Below are 17,596 nucleotides of genomic sequence, written 5' to 3' on the forward strand. Positions count from 1 at the left end.
AGCCATCGCTGCCTGAGATCCGCCGTGCCATCATCGCCAAGCTGTTCGCTCCGCCTGCGATTCCTTATCGTTGCCCCCACTGCCACAGGCGGATTCGGCAACACGCTTCCAAAGTGCCAAAGTAGTGCTAAGGATTCTTTGCGCCGAGTGGCAGGCGTTTGACCGTCTCCCTAGTAACGTACGATTTTGGACAGATCGTGCAGTGACCCCATGTTCACCGCCTCGGCCACCGAGGGCGTCTATCAGTCCGGCACGTTCACCACGCACGTCTATACCGACGCCTACGCCAACGGCACACAGGACGGCAGCGAAGCCGGCCCAACAAGGTCATCGTCAAGCTCGAGGACGCCAACGGCCAATTGCTGCAGACCACCACCACCACCAGCACCAGCAGCGCCACCAACCCCGGCACCATCACCTTCGCCGGCCTCGTCTTCGGCAGCCACCAGGTCGCCGTCGTCGCCCCGGCGGGCGGCGTGATGACCGAGCACACCAACACCAACACGGTGAACACCCTGCTCTCCGGCGGCACCGCCAGCGCCATCGAGGACGTTTACGCCTCGCCCGGCGACCTCACGGTCATCAAGCTGCCGAGCCAGGTCGAGGTCGGAACCTGTGGCCAGGTCACCTACACCTACGACGTCACCAACACCGGCACCACCGCGCTGGCCAACGTGCAGATCTCCGACAACATCGGCACGGCCGCCAGCCCGGACCTCATCACGCCGACCGCGGTCACCTCGTGCGGCTACAATGTCGGCGACACCAACCACAACGGCGTGCTCGACGCCGGCGAAACCTGGCAGTTCACCAACACGATCAACGAGGCCGGCTCGCTGACCGGCGGCAAGAGCGCGCAATGCAGGACGCTCAGCGGCGGCAACCTGGGCAGCGGCTGCACGGCCTGGCTGAACAGCAGCTTCACGCCGACATCGTGCGAGGATGGGACGAGCTACACGTTCCAGAACGTCACCTGCACGATCAGCGGTCCGGGTTGCTCCACCCAGACGATCCAGGTGCCCAACGCCGTCGTGACGTTCTCCAGCCGGTGCACGACGCCCACCACGACCTACGACTCGACGCAGAACTGCTGGGTGACGACGCTGCCGGCCGGCAGCAACCCCGGCAACGTGTTCCTGAGCGGGCTGCCGTTCGAAATTCCGTCCGGCTGCAACCTGTCGGGGGCCACGGTCACCTGGAACATCGGCCAGAGCTCCAACAACTGCGGCGCCGGCAGCGTGTCGTGGCAGACCGGCTGCTCGGGCTACAGCGGCTTCTCCTCGTCCTGCCTGTCCGACCTCAACCAGATTGCCGTCAAGGTCTGCGACGCCATCAACAGCTACGGCAACACCGGCTGCGGCAGCTGGAGCAGCGGCAACTGGACCTATGCCCTGGGCTTCGGTTGCGCCGGCACGCCGGGCACGCAGTATGATGGCTGGAACTGGTCGGGCGGCACGTGCGGCAACGGCAGCGGCAGCGGCTCGGCCTGCCAGGGCCAGCTGGCCGACAGCTCCGAGGCCGATACCGTGACGGTGACCGCCTCGGCGTTGGGCCAGGGCTTCTCGCTCGGCGACGCGGCCAACTACGGCATCATCGCGTTCGACCCGGGCAGCTTCCAGGCATCAGGCAACGACCCGATCACCGGCAATGTCGGCATCGGCAATACCGCCTCCTTCTGGTCATGGTGGTCGTGGTGGGGGTCAACGGTCTCGCTCGGCGGCGACAAGATCACCGGCCAGCTGGTGACCACCGGCAGCGCACCGTGCGCCACCGGCGGCAGCGTGACCGGCGGCGTCAGCGGCAACAGCAGCACGCTGTCCGCCGACATCGCGGCGCTGGCCAGACTGTCCAGCACCCTGGGCCAGGAGACAGGGGCGAAGATCGCGCTGACCTCCGGCATGACGATCAATGCCACGTCCGGCAAGCTCGACAGTTCCGGGAACTATGTCTTCACAGTAACGCAGTGGGCGAACAACATCACCATCGCCGGTGACGGCACCCACAACGTCGTGCTGAACGTTGCCTCCGGCGTGACGCCGGTGCTGGACAACGTGACGCTGACCGGGGGACTGACCGCCAACGAGGTGCTGTTTAACGACCAGAACTGCAGCACGATCAAGGGCGCCGCCGGCACGACGTTCAATGCGACGATGCTGGCGCCGAACGCGACGTTCGCCGTCAATGGCGTGACGGTGAACGGGCACCTGTACGGCGGAGCCGACGGGCAGACCTTTGCGCTGTCCTGCGGCGCCACGGTCAACACGCCGGCCAGCACCACGACCACGACGCCGGCGGCCGCCACGGTCAGCGTTACCGACTCGAAAGAGGTGCAGGTGCCGGGGTCGAACAGCTGCATCTCGGTCAATGGCTGCGCGCCGACGGGCAGCCTCTCCGCGCTGTATGGAACCGCGGAGAAGCTGGAGTCCACCTACAGCGCCGGCAACACGGTGTCGCTCAAGCAGATCCAGGCCGGGATGGCGAGCGTCAGCGGCAGCAACGGCAACCAGATGGCGTTCATCGAGATCAGCAACAGCGCCAACCCGTTCGCGTCGAACGCCAGCATCTACTTCGAGGGGGACGTCACCAGCGGCGAGAAGATCTTTGCCGACGCGACGCTCAACCAGCTGACCAACACACCGGTGGCGGCGCGCAACAATCACTTCAGCATGACGGCGGGCGCCGACATCTATGCCTACGTGTTCAACAGCCAGAGCGACTTCCTCGCCCACGCATCGCCACTGCAGACGATGGTCTATAACACCAGCGGCAGCCAAGCCATGCATCTGGGGGACCGGATCGGCAGCCTCACGCTGGCTGGGTATGTCGGCACCACGGGAGGATACCTCGTGTCGTAACCGCTGAAGCGATGCCGGGCTGGCCCGGACGCTGCGTTCATCACACTGAACGGGGCTCTGGGCCGGTCGCGGAACAGACCCGTTTTCCTGTGGAATCGCGGTATTGCGTTGGTCTTGCGCCGCCGCCCGCCAACCCGGTGGGCGGCCTGCGTTAACAGCATCCCGGATGACCCGGGCAGAGGTTTCGCCCGGTGGGGCAGCTGGCGGCCGGGGTGGCGGAGACGCTTTCATGACCCCGTTGAACCGGCGGCTGGTTACAGTCCGGACTGGACAGCATGTGACTATCAATGCATGAGTCGCTACATTGGCGGCCATGACGAAGAAGTTCCGCGACGCAAAGCAGTTTGCCGCCTTGCCCTGGTGCATCGGGGACGGCGGCCTTCGGCAGGTCATGCTGCTGACCTCTCGCGAGACCGGACGGTGGGTCATTCCAAAAGGCTGGCCAATGAAAGGCCGCAAGCCAGCCGAGGTTGCCAGCCAGGAAGCCTATGAAGAGGCGGGCCTGGTCGGGCACGTCATCGGCAAGCAGCCGATTGGCAGCTACCATTACGACAAGCAGCTCGCCAAGGCTTCGGTGCTGTGCGAGGTGCGGGTCTTCCTGTTCCGCGTTGAACGGCTGCTTGACGACTGGCCGGAGAAGGGCCAGCGCGAGCGGCAATGGTTCAATGCCGGCGAGGCAGCGAAACTTGTCCATGAAGGCGGCCTGGCGGAGATCATTCATCGCTTTGCCGGCGCCTCGGTGCGTTTTGTCAGGCTGTCGGGATCAAGGGCGAAGCCGCATCTGCCATGACCCGCCGCCCTGTGGCCAGGATGGCGCAAGCCCCGGCCCGTGGTGGTGAAGGCTTGCCGCCGCCGACCGCTGACCCTCCGCCACCGCCGGGCGCCTCGTACCGATCCTCCACAGACGGTCGCGAGCACTCCGGTGCAGATCCCGGGAGGGCACCGGCGGCCCGGCGGACAGCAGCGCCCCGATGTTCCGCCGCCCCCGGCATGCCCGGCCCGGTGAATGAACTGCCAACGGGCTCCGCACGCCGCAGCCCAGGGATCAGTGGAAACGCCCTGCTCGTGCGCCTATTGAGTTCTAGAGCTGCTGCCGCTGTCTGTACCCATCGCGCCCATGCCCCCCGCGCCGGTGCCGACGCCGGTCGGGTTCATGCCGGCGGCCGAGGTGCCGCCGTGCGAACCAACCGCCGCGCACGCGGAAAGCAGCAGCAACGCGACCAGGGCGAGTGCCTTCATGACCATATCCTTCGCTTTCGTGACGCCGCGAGAACGGCGGAGTCCGCGACGGGTTTCGCCCTCCGCCGGTGCGGCGGCATCACAGCACTGCCAGATTATTAAAGGGTAGGCACGATAAAGTCCGCGACGTTGCGTGACGGCCCACGCCGACACTGCCAGTACCGAGACGACGTGGCCGGATGGGCTCGGCTCACGACGGAATGAGAACCCGTCGGCGAGGGCGGCGGATCCTGCCGGCGCAGCAAGATGGCGATTCCGTTGCGGGGGGCGCTGTTATGGGCGTATGGCGTCCCGTAGGGGATTCGAACCCCTGTTGGTGCCGTGAGAGGGCACTGTCCTGGGCCTCTAGACGAACGGGACATCGGCCAAGGCGCGCCTTCTAACCCGGAACCGCGCGAACCTCAAGCACCTGAATGCTAATGCGCGAGAGAAATCCGTCCCCGCACCGCCCCCGTATTCGGATCGACCAGCAGCACCCGATCAGCCCCACCCCCCTGCACCTGCACCGCCAGCCGATCGGCCAGGGCGGCGATGCCGGCGATGCGCGAGCCCGGCGGCTCCGCCAGCACCGCGGTGACCACCGCCGGCACTGTGGCGCTGCCGGTGTGGCCCCCGCGCAGCGCCAGCAAGGTGACCAGCGCCGCCGTGCCGCCGACGATCAGCACGCCCATGACCACGACCGCGACTTTCAAAAAACCCAGACCCGGCACCCTGACCTCCACGCAACCCGCGTTCCCAAGCACGACGATCGGCGGTATCCCACGCGCCGCATGACAGCCAGCAGCCAACCGGCATCCGGGCCGTTCCGCGTCACCGCCACCGCGGCGCACGCCGGCCAGCGAGTCGACCGCTTCATCGCCGAGGCCATCGGCACGATGTCCCGCTCCCGCGTCAAGACGCTGATTGACGAATCGCGCCTGCGCAGCGACCAGGGCCTGGTGACCCAGCCGGCCGAGCCGGTGCGGGCGGGCGGCATCTATATCCTGGACATCCCGCCACCGCTGCCGGCAACGCCGCAACCGCAGGACATTCCGTTCACCGTCCTCTACGAAGACGACGACCTGATCGTGCTCGACAAGCCGGCCGGGCTGGTGGTGCACCCGGCGCCCGGCAACCAGGACGGCACGCTGGTCAACGCGCTGCTGGCGCATTGCGGCCCCGGCTTCATCGGCATCGGCGCCGAGCGGCGGCCCGGCATCGTGCACCGGCTCGACAAGGACACCTCCGGCGTCATGGTCGTCGCCAAGACCCAGCTGGCCAACGACGTGCTGACCAACGCCTTCGCGACCCGTGACCTCGAGCGGTCCTATGTCGCGCTGTGCTGGGGCTTGCCCATCCCACCCGGCGGCGAGATCGAGGGCGCGATTGGCCGGGACAAGCGGGACCGCAAGCGGATGGCGCTCGTCGCGCACGGCGGCAAGCCGGCACTGACCCGCTACCGCACGCTGCGCGCCTGGGGGACAAGCCTGGCGTTGCTGGAATGCCGGCTGGCGACCGGGCGGACGCACCAGATCCGCGTTCACCTTTCCGCGAGCGGCCATCCGGTCGTCGGCGACCCGCTCTATATCCGCCGGGTGCCGGCGGCGGCGAAGACCGTGCCGCAACCGCTCCGCGGGGAGCTTCTCGACTTTCCGCGACAGGCGTTGCATGCCGCAAGCCTGGGATTTGCGCACCCGCGGACAGGCGCGACGCTCAGCTTCCAGGCGGCGATTCCCGATGACATGGCAGCGTTGATCAACCACATCGATCGCGACCTAACCGCCTGTTAACCTGCGATTAATATTGACAGGACCATTTCAGTCCTGTATACGACGAACATCAGAGCGGGTGGATGCCCTGCCCTGCCGGGAACGTCCGGTCTCCTTGCTGCCGCCATGGGGCAGGTCTCCGGGACGTGAAAGTCCCTTCCTGCATCCGCCCTGTCACACAGACATTCATACCGTCATCCTTGCGCCGCCAGCGGGCAAGTCAAGCGGTTGACGAAAGGAACCTACAGCGTGGCCTCTGCCGTCCTCAATATCGCCCCCGAGGGCAACCTGTCGCGGTATCTCCAGGAGATCCGCAAATTCCCCATGCTGACACCCGAGGAGGAGCTGGCGCTCGCCCACAAGTGGCGCGACACCCAGGATATGGATGCGGCGCATAAGCTTGTCACCTCCCATCTGCGCCTGGTCGCGAAAATAGCCATGGGCTACCGCGGATACGGCCTGCCGGTGGGCGAGCTGATCAGCGAAGGCAATGTCGGCATGATGCAGGCGGTCAAGCGCTTCGACCCCGACCGCGGCTTCCGGCTGGCGACCTACGCCATGTGGTGGATCCGCGCGGCGATCCAGGAATACATCCTGCACTCCTGGTCGCTGGTAAAGATGGGCACCACCGCCGCCCAGAAGAAGCTGTTCTTCAACCTGCGCCGCCTGAAGGGCCAGATGCAGGCGATCGACGACGGCGACCTCCAGCCCGAGCAGGTGGCGAAGATCGCCCGCGTGCTCGACGTGCCGGAGCAGGACGTCGTCAGCATGAACCGCCGCCTCGCCGCGCCGGACCACAGCCTGAACGCGCCGGTCCGCCAGGACAGCGAAGGCGAATGGCAGGACTGGCTGGTCGACGAATCGGACAGCCAGGAAAGCGCGATCGCCGAGCGCGAGGAACTGACCGGCCGCAAGGCCCTGCTCAGCGGCGCGTTGAAGTCGCTGAACGAGCGCGAGCGGCACATCCTGATCGAGCGCCGGCTGAAGGACAACCCGACCACGCTCGAGGATCTCTCGCAACAGTACAACATCTCCCGCGAGCGGGTGCGGCAGATCGAGGTGCGGGCGTTCGAAAAGCTGCAGAAGGCGATGAAGGCCCAGATCGCCGAGCGCCGCCTCAACGCCGGCAAGACCCAGGGCGCGCTGGAACCCCAGAACGCCTGATCCGAACGCCGCGGTCCCTGCGACCCAGCGCCGTCCTCACCGGGACGGCGTTTCTGTTTGTGCCAGACCGAACGGCGCCGGGTCCGTTGCTTCTCCGTCATGGCCGGGCGTGTCCCCATACGCGTCAGGATGAAGCGACTGGTGGAGAGAGAAGACCTTGCTCCGCCCGTCGTCCTATTCTGATACGCATTGGGACACGTCCGGCCATGACGGAGAGAGAACGGCCGCCCCCTACCCGATCAGCCCGGGCGCCTGCTGCGTGATCGCGCCGATCAGCCCGGCAATCGCCTGTTCGATCCGGGCAAAATCGGCCGATCGCTCGATCAGCGTTTCATCCATGTACAGCCGCCGCGCCACCTCGACCTGCAGGGCGTGCACGCCATGCCCCGGACGGCCGTAATGCTTGGTGATATAGCCGCCGGCATAGGGGTCGTTGCGGCGCACCTGGAAGCCACGGGCTGACAGGAATGCCTCCACCGCCCGTGTCACCCGCGGGCTGCACGCCACGCCATGAAGGTCGCCCAGCACGAAATCCACCGCGCGCCCGCCAATCCGGCTGCCCGGCCCGCCCGACGGCATCGAGTGGCAGTCGATCAGCAGGCAGTAGCCGAAGCGCGCCTTGATGTCCGCGATGATCCGCCGCAGCGCGTCATGGAACGGCAGCCAGTAGGTCTGGATGCGGCGCTCCGCCTCGGCGAAGGACAGCTTGGCGCCATAGATGGGCTCGCCCGACGCCACGACCTTGGCGATGGTGCCAAGCCCGGCGGTCACCCGCGGGCTCGTGGTGTTGACCCATTCGGGCAGCGTATCGGCGAACATGCCGGGGTCGAGTTCCCACGGCTCGCGGTTGGCGTCGCAGAAGGCGCGCGGAAAATGCGCCGCCAGCAGCGTCGCGCCGTGCGCCGGCGCCGCGGCGAACAGTTCGTCGACGAAGCTGTCCTCGCTGCGGCGCAGGTTGGGCGAGCGCAGCCGCACGCCGGCCAGCAATTCAGCGGTATAACCGCGTCCCGAATGGGCCGAGGCAAACACGACGGGTGCGAACGGTGGTTCCGGCAGGGCGATGCGGAAAGGCCTGGGATCGAGAATTTCCGGCTGGGCTTCAAATCCGTCCATCCCGCCATCAAAGGCGGAGTGCCGACAAAAGTCACTACCTTTCACGGCCTTAGCGAACGCCGATACGATATTTAACGTTCACGTCGTGGCCGGTTTCATGATCGCCGCGGAGTCTCGTCCAGCCCCCACTCCGCGATCAGCCGATCCCGCCGCGCCTCCAGCGTGGCACGCCGCACGCGCACCCGATAGTCCGACAGGAGTTTCAGGCCAATCGGCAGGATCTGGGTCAGCAGCCACGCCAGCGCCGCCATGATCCAGACCAGCAGCACCTGCCGCGGCTGCGCCAGGGTGCCCATGCAGGCATGCAGCCCCTCGCAACGGAACCAGGCCTGGTCCAGCGGGCGCAGCGCCGCCGCCGCCTGGAACAGCAGCATGGCGCGCGCCAGGGCGTGGCCGGGGGTGGGGTCGAGCATGAAGGCGACCAGCCCCGGGGCCAGCAGGATTCCCGCCGGCACGGCGATATCCGGCGCCAGCGCGATCAGCCCGCCGCCGATGAGCCCGAGCAGCAGCACGACCAGCCCGCCGGCGAGGCGGCCAAGCCTTGTGCCGCCCCCGCCCGCGCTCATGGGAACAGCACGCCCAGCGCCGCCATGACCAGCGCCACCAGGCCGATTGCGGCGGTCACCGCCTGGCCAAGGTGTCCGGCCTCGGCCAGGCGCATGCCGTCGCTGACGACGATGGCGGCCAGCTCGGCATCGATCACCGCCCGTTCCGTCGCCGCCTGCTCGGCGCCCAGCCGATCGGCGGCGCGGCCGGCGGGATCATCCAGCAGCGCCAGCAGCCGCCCCAGATAGCCGTCCTCCGCCAGCGCCTCGAGCCGCGTCATCAGCGCGGCGCGCTGCGGCCGGTTGCGCCATTGCTCCACCGCCGGCCGCAGCCGTTCCACCGCCCATTTCGCCAGCCCCGGCATCGGCTGGGGGTAGTACCGGCTTTGCAGGTCCCTCAGCAATGCCAGCTCCCGGTCGCGGATCGCGGCGTCGTCGACCTTCGCCAGCAGCGCATTCACCTCCACCTCGGTCCGCCGATCGGCGCGGGCGGCGATGAAGGAGGCGAGCTCGACATCGACCAGCCGGCCCCGGGTGCTCTCCGCCGTGCGTTCCAGGAAGCGTATCAGATCGGCCATGGTGACGATCCAGGCGGCGGCCATGCCGGCGCCGCGGCACGGCAGCAGCGGATTCAGCGTGTAGAACACGCGCAGGAACCCGCCCGCTCCGTCGGATTGCAGGTATTGCTGCGCGGCCGCCACCTCGAAGGACATGGCAACCGTCTCGACGCGGCTGGCGCGGTGGGTGGCGAGCGTCCAGTCGTGGATGATGGCATCGACCAGCAGTTCCTCGGCCAGCGCCATCAGGGCGCCCCGGGTCGCGACCGCCTCCGCCACCAGGGTGGCCAGCGCGTCGGGCCACAGGGCGATCCCGCGCCAGCACAGCGGCATGCGCGGATTGATCGTGCCGATGGCCCGCATCAGCATGATCGCGTCAGCCTGCAGCGCCAGCGCGGGATCCGTCACCCGGTTGCGCACCACCTCCTCGACATCAGCCGCCAGGGTGGCGTCGCCCATGCCGCGGCGGAGCCAGTGCGTCACCGTGCCGGCGCGCAGCGCCTGGATCGCCTTCTTGTCGTCCCTGAGCAGCGCATAGCCCAGGGTGCGGGCGTCATAGACCGCGATGTCGCCCAGCATCAGCGGCCGCTGGCTGCGGCGGGCCGGCCGGGCGGCCACGCGCCGCGCCCGGGCATTGGCGGGGTCCAGCAGCAGGCTCGGCGGCGGCCGGTGATCGGGGTCTTCGGCCAGCATCCCGCGCACCAGGTCGGTGATGAACCCGGACATAGCGGTGTCACGCGCCAGGGCAGTGAAGCTGCCCAGGTCCAGCTTCCAGCGGATCAGCGCGGCATCATCCAGGTTGGCCAGCGGAATGCGCCCGCCGGCGAGGACCAGCAGCAGCACGCCGAGCGAATACACGTCCTCGGCGATCGAGCCGTCGCCGCGCCCGGCCGGCTGGCACATCGCCTGGTAGGGCGACTCGAACAACACCGGCTGGTGCAGCGCCGGCGGCGCCGCCCAGGCCGCGCCCAGCGTCACCGGCTGTCCCGGCGCGGCCTGGAACACGTTGTTCAGCCGGATCGCCCGGTGCGTCAGCCCGCGGCCCTGCAGCGTGTCCAGCACCCGCGCCACCGGCCGCAGCACGAGATCGAGCAGCGCGGCTTCCGGCCAGGCGGTCAGCGCGGCCGACAGCGGCGGCCCCGGCGGCGGGGTGCAGATGATGTAGTAGCCCTCGCCCTTCCCGCCCGGCGCGGACGCCACGCCGTGCGCCAGCGGCGTCATGAGGTTGTCAATCGGCTCGTCCAGCGCCAGCAGCGGCTTGACCCGCGGCGGCGCATCCCGCGACACCGCCAGCGCCACCCGCCTGAGCGCGACCGCCTGCCGATCGGCCGCGAGGAAGGCGGGCACGCCACCGCCGGCGTCCGGCAGGGGATGAGCGGCATCGACGGCGAACCGGCCGGCAATCAACGCACTTTCGGAGTCATCAGCCATCAGGGCGAACCGTTCGGTCGGATCGCGTCAGTCTACCGGCGGAAAAGTTGATCGAAGGTTAACGCCCCGGCGCCTCATCAGGCGCGGGTTGCAGGCATCCCCGTCAGTACGATCGGCGACGGGCCATCGCGTGGTAGAGCCAGAGCACGACCACCGAGCCGATGACGGCGACGATCAGGCTGTAGATGTTCAGGCCGGTGACTCCGGCGGCGCCGAAGAAGCTGAATATCACGCCGCCGACGATGGCGCCGACAATGCCCAGCACGATGTCCAGGACCATGCCCTGGCCGGTCTTGTTGACGATCTTGCTGCCGATGAATCCGGCGATCAGGCCGAGAATGATCCACCCCAGGACTGACATGGTTCTGGTCCTTATACGGAATGTACTCGCAGCGAACATAGCAGATTGAATTGCATTACAGTGTCAGTCGAATTCTCATATTCCGGTGATGCTATTTCTATTGCCGGGAGAACTCTCTAATCGAGTGGCGACTTTTCAGGAACAAGGAGGCATCGATGGGACTGTTTGACGACGCCGTTCCTGGCGGCAACATCACCAAGCCCCTGCTGGTTGCTCTCGGCGCGCTGCTGGTCGGCAAGATGATGAGCGGCGGAAGCAGCGCCGAGGCGCCGGCGCCTCAGCCCGGGCCGGCGCCCGGCGCGTCCCCGGGGGCGCCGCAGGGTGGCCTGTTCGGCGGACTCGGCGGCCTGCTGGACCGGTTGTCCAATGCCGGGCTCGGACCGACGGTCAATTCCTGGGTGGGTACCGGGCAGAACGCGCCGATCCAGCCGGACCAGCTGCAGACTGCGCTCGGCCAGACGACGATCTCCGACCTTGCGCGCAACGCCGGCATGACCGAGCAGGAATTGCTGGCCCAGTTGTCGCGCGCCCTTCCCGGGGTGGTCGACCGGCTGACGCCGGGCGGACGCATGCCGAGCCAGTCGGAAGTCCACTCGGTGTGGAACCAGGCGTAGCAGGACGCCGGCGGCGCGCCTTACCCGGATGATCCGCCGGTGGCGCTGCCGGTTGTCATGTGGGAGTTTCCCGATGCGGAACGCCATCAGGTTCCGGGCGTGGATTTTCGTATAACGCCGCAACGGATAACAGCGAGTTAATGTGACCCGGACCGCGCGGTGCGCAACCATGGCCGTGGTTGCGCACCTGACTTGTCGTCGAGTCGAAACCGCAGAAACCGGCTGATACCAACTTTCACCGAACCCCATGACGCGGTTCGGTCCAATCGGCGACCCGGACCCAACACATGAGGTTCGAGCGATGCTGTCCGCATTCGATGCCGACTTGGCCGGCAAGATCAAGGACGTACTGAAGCTGGAACATCCGTCGATCCGCTCGCAGCACAGCGACGAGGCGATCGCGGCAGGACTTGGATTCCGGACCTATAACGGCCTGCGGGCGGCTCTCGACACCGCCGCCGTGGCCTGCGATCCCGTTCCCAACATCCCCGGAACGGTTTGTCGTCGTATTGATGACGATGCGTTCAGGCGCCGCGTCCAGACGCTGGCGGGCATCGACCTCCCGCCGGGCGCTTTCCTCGAGGCCGTACTTCGTGCCTGCCCTGCCGTGGCCTGCGGAGAGGATGCCCACGAGCGCATGCTTGTCGCCATCGCCCATGGTGTGTCCGCGAACTACATTCGCAGAATCCTGGGCGGCCGTTATCATCCGGTCATCGGCGTGATCGAGTTCATCCGCTTTCATCATGACGCCGATTGCCCCGTGAGCTGGAACAACGGCGTCGCCGCGAACCTTGTCTTCCACAATACCGACAACAAGCTCTTCAGCCCGATATCAGGTTCTTCCGAGAAACATGTCAACCAGATGCGGATTGACGACAAGGACCTGCTGCTTCCGCTGTATCGTCGCGAGCTTGCCGCCATGTCCCGCCTGGCTCGTGAAGCCGCGCATGCGATTGCAGGCGATCTGTCGCGGCTGCCTGAGTGCGGGCGACTGCTCGAGACGTCATGGGGCACACGGTATGCCGTTGAGGTCGCGATGCCGTGCTGTGACGTCAAGCGACGGGCGTATGGCGCCAGATAGCGAGGCGTAGACATGACGTTTCTGTGCCGTCATGGCGGGCGCGTGTCCATACGCATCAGGATACGCATCTGGATAAGACGGACCTGAAGCAGGACCTGCCGCCGCGGCCTTTCTCTCACCGTCATGGCCGGGCGTCTCCCTACGGGATGCACACATCCCGGAAACGAGTCGGAAATGACCGTAAAATCAAGTGCTTGCCTCACGGCCGAGAGCGTTCCCCCATCGTCATGGCCCGGCTTGTCCGGGCCACCTATTCCAGCACGTGTGCCGCGACAGGTGGCCCGGACAAGCCGGGCCATGACGATGGGGGAACGCAGCGGCGGACCGTTTCCGAGATGTGTGCATTGCGTAGGGCGTCTCCCGGCCATCTGCGCTGCGACGGCGGGGGGTGGATGGCCGGGACACGCCCGGCCATGACGGTGGGCGACGCCCCCGCTCCGCCAGCCCCTCGTCCTGGCAGCTTGGGGGCGTGTCCGGACGAGACCGGGCGCCAGATTATCCCTCGAACGGGTCCTTCACCATGATGGTGTCGTCGCGTTCCGGGCTGGTGGACAGCAGCGTCACCGGCGCCTCCACCAATTCCTCGATCCGCCGCACATACTTCACCGCCTGCGCCGGCAGATCGGCCCAGGAGCGGGCGCCGCGGGACGAGCCGGACCAGCCTTCCATCACCTCGTATTCCGGCACCGCCGCCGCCTGCGCGCCCGGCGCGGCCGGCAGATGCCGGAACAACTGGCCGTTGATACGATAGCCGGTGCAGATCTTCAGCTCGGGCAGCCCGTCCAGCACGTCCAGCTTGGTCAGCGCCAGGCCCTGCACGCCGCCCACCTTGATCGCCTGCCGCACCAGCGCGGCGTCGAACCAGCCGCAGCGGCGCGGCCGCCCGGTGACGGTGCCGAACTCGAACCCGCGCTCGCCCAGCGCGCGGCCGGTGGCGTCATGCAGTTCGGTCGGGAACGGACCGGAGCCGACGCGGGTGGTGTAGGCCTTGGCGATGCCCAGCACGAATCCCACCGCCCCGGGCCCGACGCCGGAGCCGGACGCCGCGGTGGCGGCGACGGTATTCGACGACGTAACGAACGGATAGGTACCGTGATCGACGTCCAGCATCACCGCCTGCGCGCCCTCGAACAGGATGCGCGAGCCACCGCGGCGCAGTTCGTCCAGCCGCTCCCACACCGGTTCGGCGTACGGCAGGATCTGCGGCGCCAGCTTCAGCAGGCCGTCGAACAGTTCTTCCTTGTTGAAGGTGGCGACGCCGAAGCCTTGCAGCAGCGTGTTGTGGTGCAGCAGCAGCTCGTCCAGCTTGGCCGACAGCGTGGCCGGCTCGGCGAGGTCGCCGACGCGGATGGCGCGGCGGGCGACCTTGTCCTCATAGGCCGGGCCGATGCCGCGGCCGGTGGTGCCGATCTTCGTGGCGCCGCGGGCTTCCTCGCGGGCTTTGTCCAGCGCGGGGTGCAGCGGCAGGATCAGCACCGCGTTCTCGGCGATGCGCAGCGTCTCCGGCGTGACGGTCAGGCCCTGCGCCCGCACGCGGCCGATCTCGGCCAGCAGGGCGTTGGGATCGACCACCACACCGTTGCCGATGATTCCCAGCTTGCCGCGCACCAGCCCGGACGGCAGCAGCGACAGCTTGTAGGTCTGGCCGCCGACGACCAGGGTGTGGCCGGCGTTGTGCCCCCCCTGGAACCGCACGACCACGTCGGCCCGGCTGGCCAGCCAGTCAACGACTTTCCCTTTGCCTTCGTCGCCCCATTGGGCGCCGATAACGGCGACATTGGCCATGATGTTCAGCCCTCGGTGAGAAGCGCCGCTTGTCCGGCGCGCAGGATATGGGTGCAGTCAAGCCGCCTGGCTTCGGCGGCATCGTCGGGAACCGGCGCCAGGGCGGCGACGGTGGCATAGCCGGCGACGCGCATCCCGGCCGCCACGCCGCGATCGGTGCCGAACGGCACGAACAGGCGCGGCCTTGCCTGGCGCGGCGGCGCCGCCCGCAGGATCGCGTCCGGGTACAGGGTCAGGCCGGTGGCGGGCTCGCTGTCGCCGCAGATATAGCGGCCGCCGCGGCCTAGTTCCTCGTGCCGGCCGGGCGCATAGACGGTGACCGAGACGCCGGTTTCGTAGCGGAAGCCGCGGAATTCCACCGGATCGATGGTCAGGCGCAGCGCCGGGGCGGCGGCGCGGATGGCGGCGACGGTGTCGGACACGCGCCGGGCCAGCACGCCGGCATGGTTGGGCAGCTTGGCCGCCGCCAGCGCCTCCAGCGCGCGGTCCGCCGCGCCGGCGGCCAGCAGCAGGTCGGTCAGCACCGGCGCCAGCGCGCCGCCATGCCGGGCGACCGCGGCGGCATCCTTGCGATCCAGCGCCCGGGCCAGCGCCGCCCGATCGGCCGCGCCGAGGCCCGACTCGTCCAGCAGCGAGGGCACCAGCGTCGGCAGCGTCAGGTCGAAACTGGCGCGGGTCAGGCCGACGGCATCCAGCGCCTCGGCGGCAACCAGGATGGTTTCGGCGTCGGCTCCCGGGCTGTCGTAGCCGATGAGCTCCACCCCCGCCTGCGCCACCTGGCGATGCGGCGCGAGCTGGGTGCCGCGCACGCGCAGGCACTGGCCGGCATAGGACAGGCGCAGCGGGCGCGGCGCGGCGCCGAGCCGCGTGGTGGCGATGCGCGCCACCTGCGGCGTGGTGTCGGCGCGCAGCCCCATCATGCGGTGGCTGTCCGGGTCCATGATGCGGAAGGTCTGATCCGCCACCGCGGCGCCGGACTTGGCGAGCAAGCTGTCCTCGAACTCCAGCAGCGGCGGCTTGACGCGCTGATAGCCGTGCGCGGCGAACACGGTCATCAGGGCTTCGACGGCGGAGGCTTCCGTCTCCGCGTCGGGGGGCAGCAGGTCGCGCAGGCCGGCGGGCAGCAGCGCCGGGTTGGGCGGAAGGTCATCGGTCATGGCGGGCGTCAGCTACCAGCAAATGGGCGGAGGGGAAACACCTGTTCGATTGCAGGTGGGGTTGATGCCGACGGCATGAACCGAACCGGGGCCCGGCGGTTCCAGGCCAGCGCCGGGACGGAGCCGATTGGCGTCGATGAAGCCCGGAAGCAGCGGCCAATTGCGCCCCGGGGCGTGAACCGATCCGCATCGGCGGGGTCCGAGTGCGGGCAGCGGAAGTCGGGCAATGGCGACAGCCGGTTTCATGCTCCACTGCCTCTTGTCATTTTGCTCCTTTGCGCATATAAATTGCTCAAAGGAGCAATTACAATGACTCACCCGCGATTATCGGCGCGAGAGGTATCCCATGCGGCCAAACGCCAGCCTGCCGAACTCTCCTATCTTGGGGTGTACCGCGCGTCGCCCCTCGAGCGCATCGCCATGATCAAGCACGGCGTCCCTGCTGCCGAGGCGAAGCGGATCATCGCCGATCTGGCGATCGGACAGGGTGCCGCGCTCAAGGCGCTGAACCTTTCCACGGCCACTGTCAACAAGAAGGCCAAGCAGGCGCACACCCTTTCCCCCGCCGAAAGCGAGCGCGTCATCGGCATCGCCCGGCTGGTGGGGCAACTGGAAGCGATGATCGGGGAGTCCGGCAATCCGGAAGGCTTCGACGCGGCATCCTGGATGTCGCGCTGGCTGCAGGAACCTCTGCCGTCGCTCGGCGGCACGCGGCCCATCGACCTGATGGACACCATGGAGGGGCAGGCGCTTGTGTCCACCGCGCTCGCGCAGATGCAGGGTGGAGCCTACGCTTGAGCCATACCGTCTGGCGCATCGCCACCGATACGCCGGATTTCGAGGCGGATGACCTCTCGGGGGAAGGCGCGAAGCGGACGGGGGGACGCTGGAACAGGAAGGGCGTCCCGGTGGTCTATGCATCGGAAACCCGCGCCATGGCCTGCCTGGAGACAGTCGTTCACCTGAACGCGGGAGGCCTTCCGCTCAATCGCTATCTCGTGGCCGTGACGATCCCGGACGATGTCTGGGGCGACGCGCAACGCGAAAGCGCCGCCAGCCTGCCCGTTGGATGGGACGCGGAACCCCCGGGACGGGCCAGCATCGGGTTCGGCACGGATTGGATCCGGTCCGGGCGGTCGGCGGTTCTTGTCATTCCTTCGGTGATTGTCCTGGAAGAATTCAATGTCCTTGTCAATCCTCAGCATCCTGCCAGTTCGGCCATCACGGCTGCGAAGGTTCGCAGGTGGCTGTACGATCCGCGGCTGAAGGCTGTGTGAAGGCCGGAGGCAGGGTCACGAATGTCGATCCACGATAGGGTCAGTCAGCCTGCCGATCCGGAACGGAACAGGGCAGCCGCTTCCGGCGGCTTGCACTATTGGTTTGCGATCAGTAACGGCAGAGCACCGTGTGTCTCCTTCGACGGCTGCGCCGCAGGAGTGCCGTGTTCTTCCGTCGCGGCGTCCACGACAATCGGACGAGTCCCGGCGATGGTGGGCATGCGGCTGGCCGCATCCTTGTGATCAAGTGCCGCCCGATCGACCGGGGTGGCCCGGTTCGTCCAGTAGCGAGGGCACCAGCGTCGGCGGAAGGTCTGGTCCGCCACCGCGGCGCCGGACCTGGCCAGCAGGCTGTCCTCGAACGCCAGCAGCGGCGGCTTGACGCGCTGGTAGCCATGCGCGGCGAACACAGTCATCAGGGCTTCGACGGCGGAGGCTTCCGTCTCCGCGTCGAGGGGCAGCAGGTCGCGCAGGCCGGCGGGCAGCAGCGCCGGGTTGGGCGGACGGTCATCGGTCATGGCTGGCGTCAGCTACCAGCAAATGGGCCGGGGGGGGAAACACCTGTTCGATTGCAGGGCATCGCAGACGAACGATCGCGGCAGGGTGTTGAGAGGAGGTAGCCATACCTATCGAAACCCTCAGCCGGTTGATGCCCTTGCTGCTCCTGGC

The 17,596-nt window shown here is 67.9% G+C and carries 16 protein-coding genes, 1 tRNA gene and 1 pseudogene; 8 read left to right on the forward strand and 10 right to left on the reverse strand.

Going from position 1 to position 17,596, the window contains the following annotated elements:
- The first annotated feature begins 359 nt into the window (after positions 1-359).
- Entirely contained in the window at positions 360-2,855 is a 2,496-nt protein-coding gene (locus CCS01_RS25355) for a DUF7467 domain-containing protein (protein WP_104521554.1), read from the forward strand.
- A gap of 313 nt (positions 2,856-3,168) precedes the next feature.
- Positions 3,169-3,645, forward strand: coding sequence for an NUDIX hydrolase (locus CCS01_RS25360; RefSeq protein WP_104521555.1), 477 nt, complete (start codon positions 3,169-3,171; stop codon positions 3,643-3,645).
- A gap of 281 nt (positions 3,646-3,926) precedes the next feature.
- Here the strand turns inward: CCS01_RS25360 and CCS01_RS33950 are convergent, their stop codons facing one another.
- The 3 genes from CCS01_RS33950 to CCS01_RS25370 all read right to left on the reverse strand — a co-directional run bounded on the left by CCS01_RS33950 (position 3,927) and on the right by CCS01_RS25370 (position 4,804).
- Positions 3,927-4,094 carry a hypothetical protein gene (locus CCS01_RS33950; protein ID WP_158258592.1) on the reverse strand — a complete coding sequence of 56 codons (168 nt, stop codon included), beginning with the start codon at positions 4,092-4,094 and terminating at the stop codon, positions 3,927-3,929.
- 284 nt (positions 4,095-4,378) lie between these two features.
- Positions 4,379-4,454, reverse strand: a tRNA-Glu gene (locus CCS01_RS25365).
- A 56-nt stretch (positions 4,455-4,510) separates the two neighbouring features.
- Entirely contained in the window at positions 4,511-4,804 is a 294-nt protein-coding gene (locus CCS01_RS25370) for a DUF6476 family protein (RefSeq protein ID WP_239992391.1), read from the reverse strand.
- Between the two features lie 60 nt (positions 4,805-4,864).
- On the opposite strand from CCS01_RS25370, the gene CCS01_RS25375 reads away from it, so the two are divergent.
- A complete protein-coding gene (locus CCS01_RS25375; RefSeq protein WP_104521557.1) occupies positions 4,865-5,863 on the forward strand; it encodes an RluA family pseudouridine synthase in 999 nt (332 codons plus the stop codon).
- Between the two features lie 207 nt (positions 5,864-6,070).
- A complete protein-coding gene (gene rpoH / locus CCS01_RS25380) occupies positions 6,071-7,006 on the forward strand; it encodes an RNA polymerase sigma factor RpoH (RefSeq protein WP_408887510.1) in 936 nt (311 codons plus the stop codon).
- A gap of 231 nt (positions 7,007-7,237) precedes the next feature.
- Here rpoH and CCS01_RS25385 read toward each other — a convergent pair whose 3' ends face one another.
- The 4 genes from CCS01_RS25385 to CCS01_RS25400 form a co-directional block, all read right to left on the reverse strand.
- Positions 7,238-8,119 (reverse strand): N-formylglutamate amidohydrolase, encoded by an 882-nt coding sequence (locus tag CCS01_RS25385; RefSeq protein ID WP_104521558.1) that lies wholly within the window; start codon positions 8,117-8,119, stop codon positions 7,238-7,240.
- Positions 8,120-8,214: 95 nt separating this feature from the next.
- Entirely contained in the window at positions 8,215-8,685 is a 471-nt protein-coding gene (locus CCS01_RS25390; protein ID WP_104521559.1) for a hypothetical protein, read from the reverse strand.
- Positions 8,682-10,652, reverse strand: coding sequence for a hypothetical protein (locus tag CCS01_RS25395; protein WP_104521560.1), 1,971 nt, complete (start codon positions 10,650-10,652; stop codon positions 8,682-8,684). The genes CCS01_RS25390 and CCS01_RS25395 overlap by 4 nt, the downstream gene beginning before the upstream one ends.
- Positions 10,653-10,755: 103 nt before the next feature.
- Entirely contained in the window at positions 10,756-11,013 is a 258-nt protein-coding gene (locus tag CCS01_RS25400; RefSeq protein WP_104521561.1) for a GlsB/YeaQ/YmgE family stress response membrane protein, read from the reverse strand.
- A 155-nt stretch (positions 11,014-11,168) separates the two neighbouring features.
- Between CCS01_RS25400 and CCS01_RS25405 the strand changes: the two genes are divergently transcribed.
- Positions 11,169-11,627, forward strand: coding sequence for a YidB family protein (locus CCS01_RS25405; protein ID WP_104521562.1), 459 nt, complete (start codon positions 11,169-11,171; stop codon positions 11,625-11,627).
- A 301-nt stretch (positions 11,628-11,928) separates the two neighbouring features.
- Entirely contained in the window at positions 11,929-12,708 is a 780-nt protein-coding gene (locus CCS01_RS25410; RefSeq protein WP_104521563.1) for a hypothetical protein, read from the forward strand.
- Between the two features lie 495 nt (positions 12,709-13,203).
- On the opposite strand, the gene CCS01_RS25415 is transcribed toward CCS01_RS25410, so the two are convergent.
- Complete coding sequence (locus CCS01_RS25415; RefSeq protein ID WP_104521564.1) at positions 13,204-14,493, reverse strand: adenylosuccinate synthase; 1,290 nt, start codon at positions 14,491-14,493, stop codon at positions 13,204-13,206.
- Between the two features lie 5 nt (positions 14,494-14,498).
- Positions 14,499-15,650 carry an ATP phosphoribosyltransferase regulatory subunit gene (locus CCS01_RS25420; protein ID WP_104521565.1) on the reverse strand — a complete coding sequence of 384 codons (1,152 nt, stop codon included), beginning with the start codon at positions 15,648-15,650 and terminating at the stop codon, positions 14,499-14,501.
- A 309-nt stretch (positions 15,651-15,959) separates the two neighbouring features.
- Here CCS01_RS25420 and parS point away from each other — a divergent pair, with 309 nt between their 5' ends.
- Together parS and CCS01_RS25430 are read left to right on the forward strand one after the other, a co-directional pair.
- On the forward strand, positions 15,960-16,448 hold the full coding sequence (parS, locus tag CCS01_RS25425; protein WP_104521566.1) for a type II RES/Xre toxin-antitoxin system antitoxin: 489 nt from the start codon (positions 15,960-15,962) through the stop codon (positions 16,446-16,448).
- Positions 16,445-16,927 carry an RES family NAD+ phosphorylase gene (locus CCS01_RS25430; protein WP_104521567.1) on the forward strand — a complete coding sequence of 161 codons (483 nt, stop codon included), beginning with the start codon at positions 16,445-16,447 and terminating at the stop codon, positions 16,925-16,927. Before parS ends, CCS01_RS25430 begins: the two co-directional genes overlap by 4 nt.
- Before the next feature lie 305 nt (positions 16,928-17,232).
- Here the strand turns inward: CCS01_RS25430 and CCS01_RS35470 are convergent.
- Positions 17,233-17,445 (reverse strand): annotated as a pseudogene (locus CCS01_RS35470) (ATP phosphoribosyltransferase regulatory subunit); the annotation flags it as partial.
- Positions 17,446-17,596: the final 151 nt, after the last annotated feature.

Origin of the sequence: Rhodopila globiformis (assembly GCF_002937115.1) — a bacterium.
Taxonomy (GTDB): domain Bacteria; phylum Pseudomonadota; class Alphaproteobacteria; order Acetobacterales; family Acetobacteraceae; genus Rhodopila; species Rhodopila globiformis.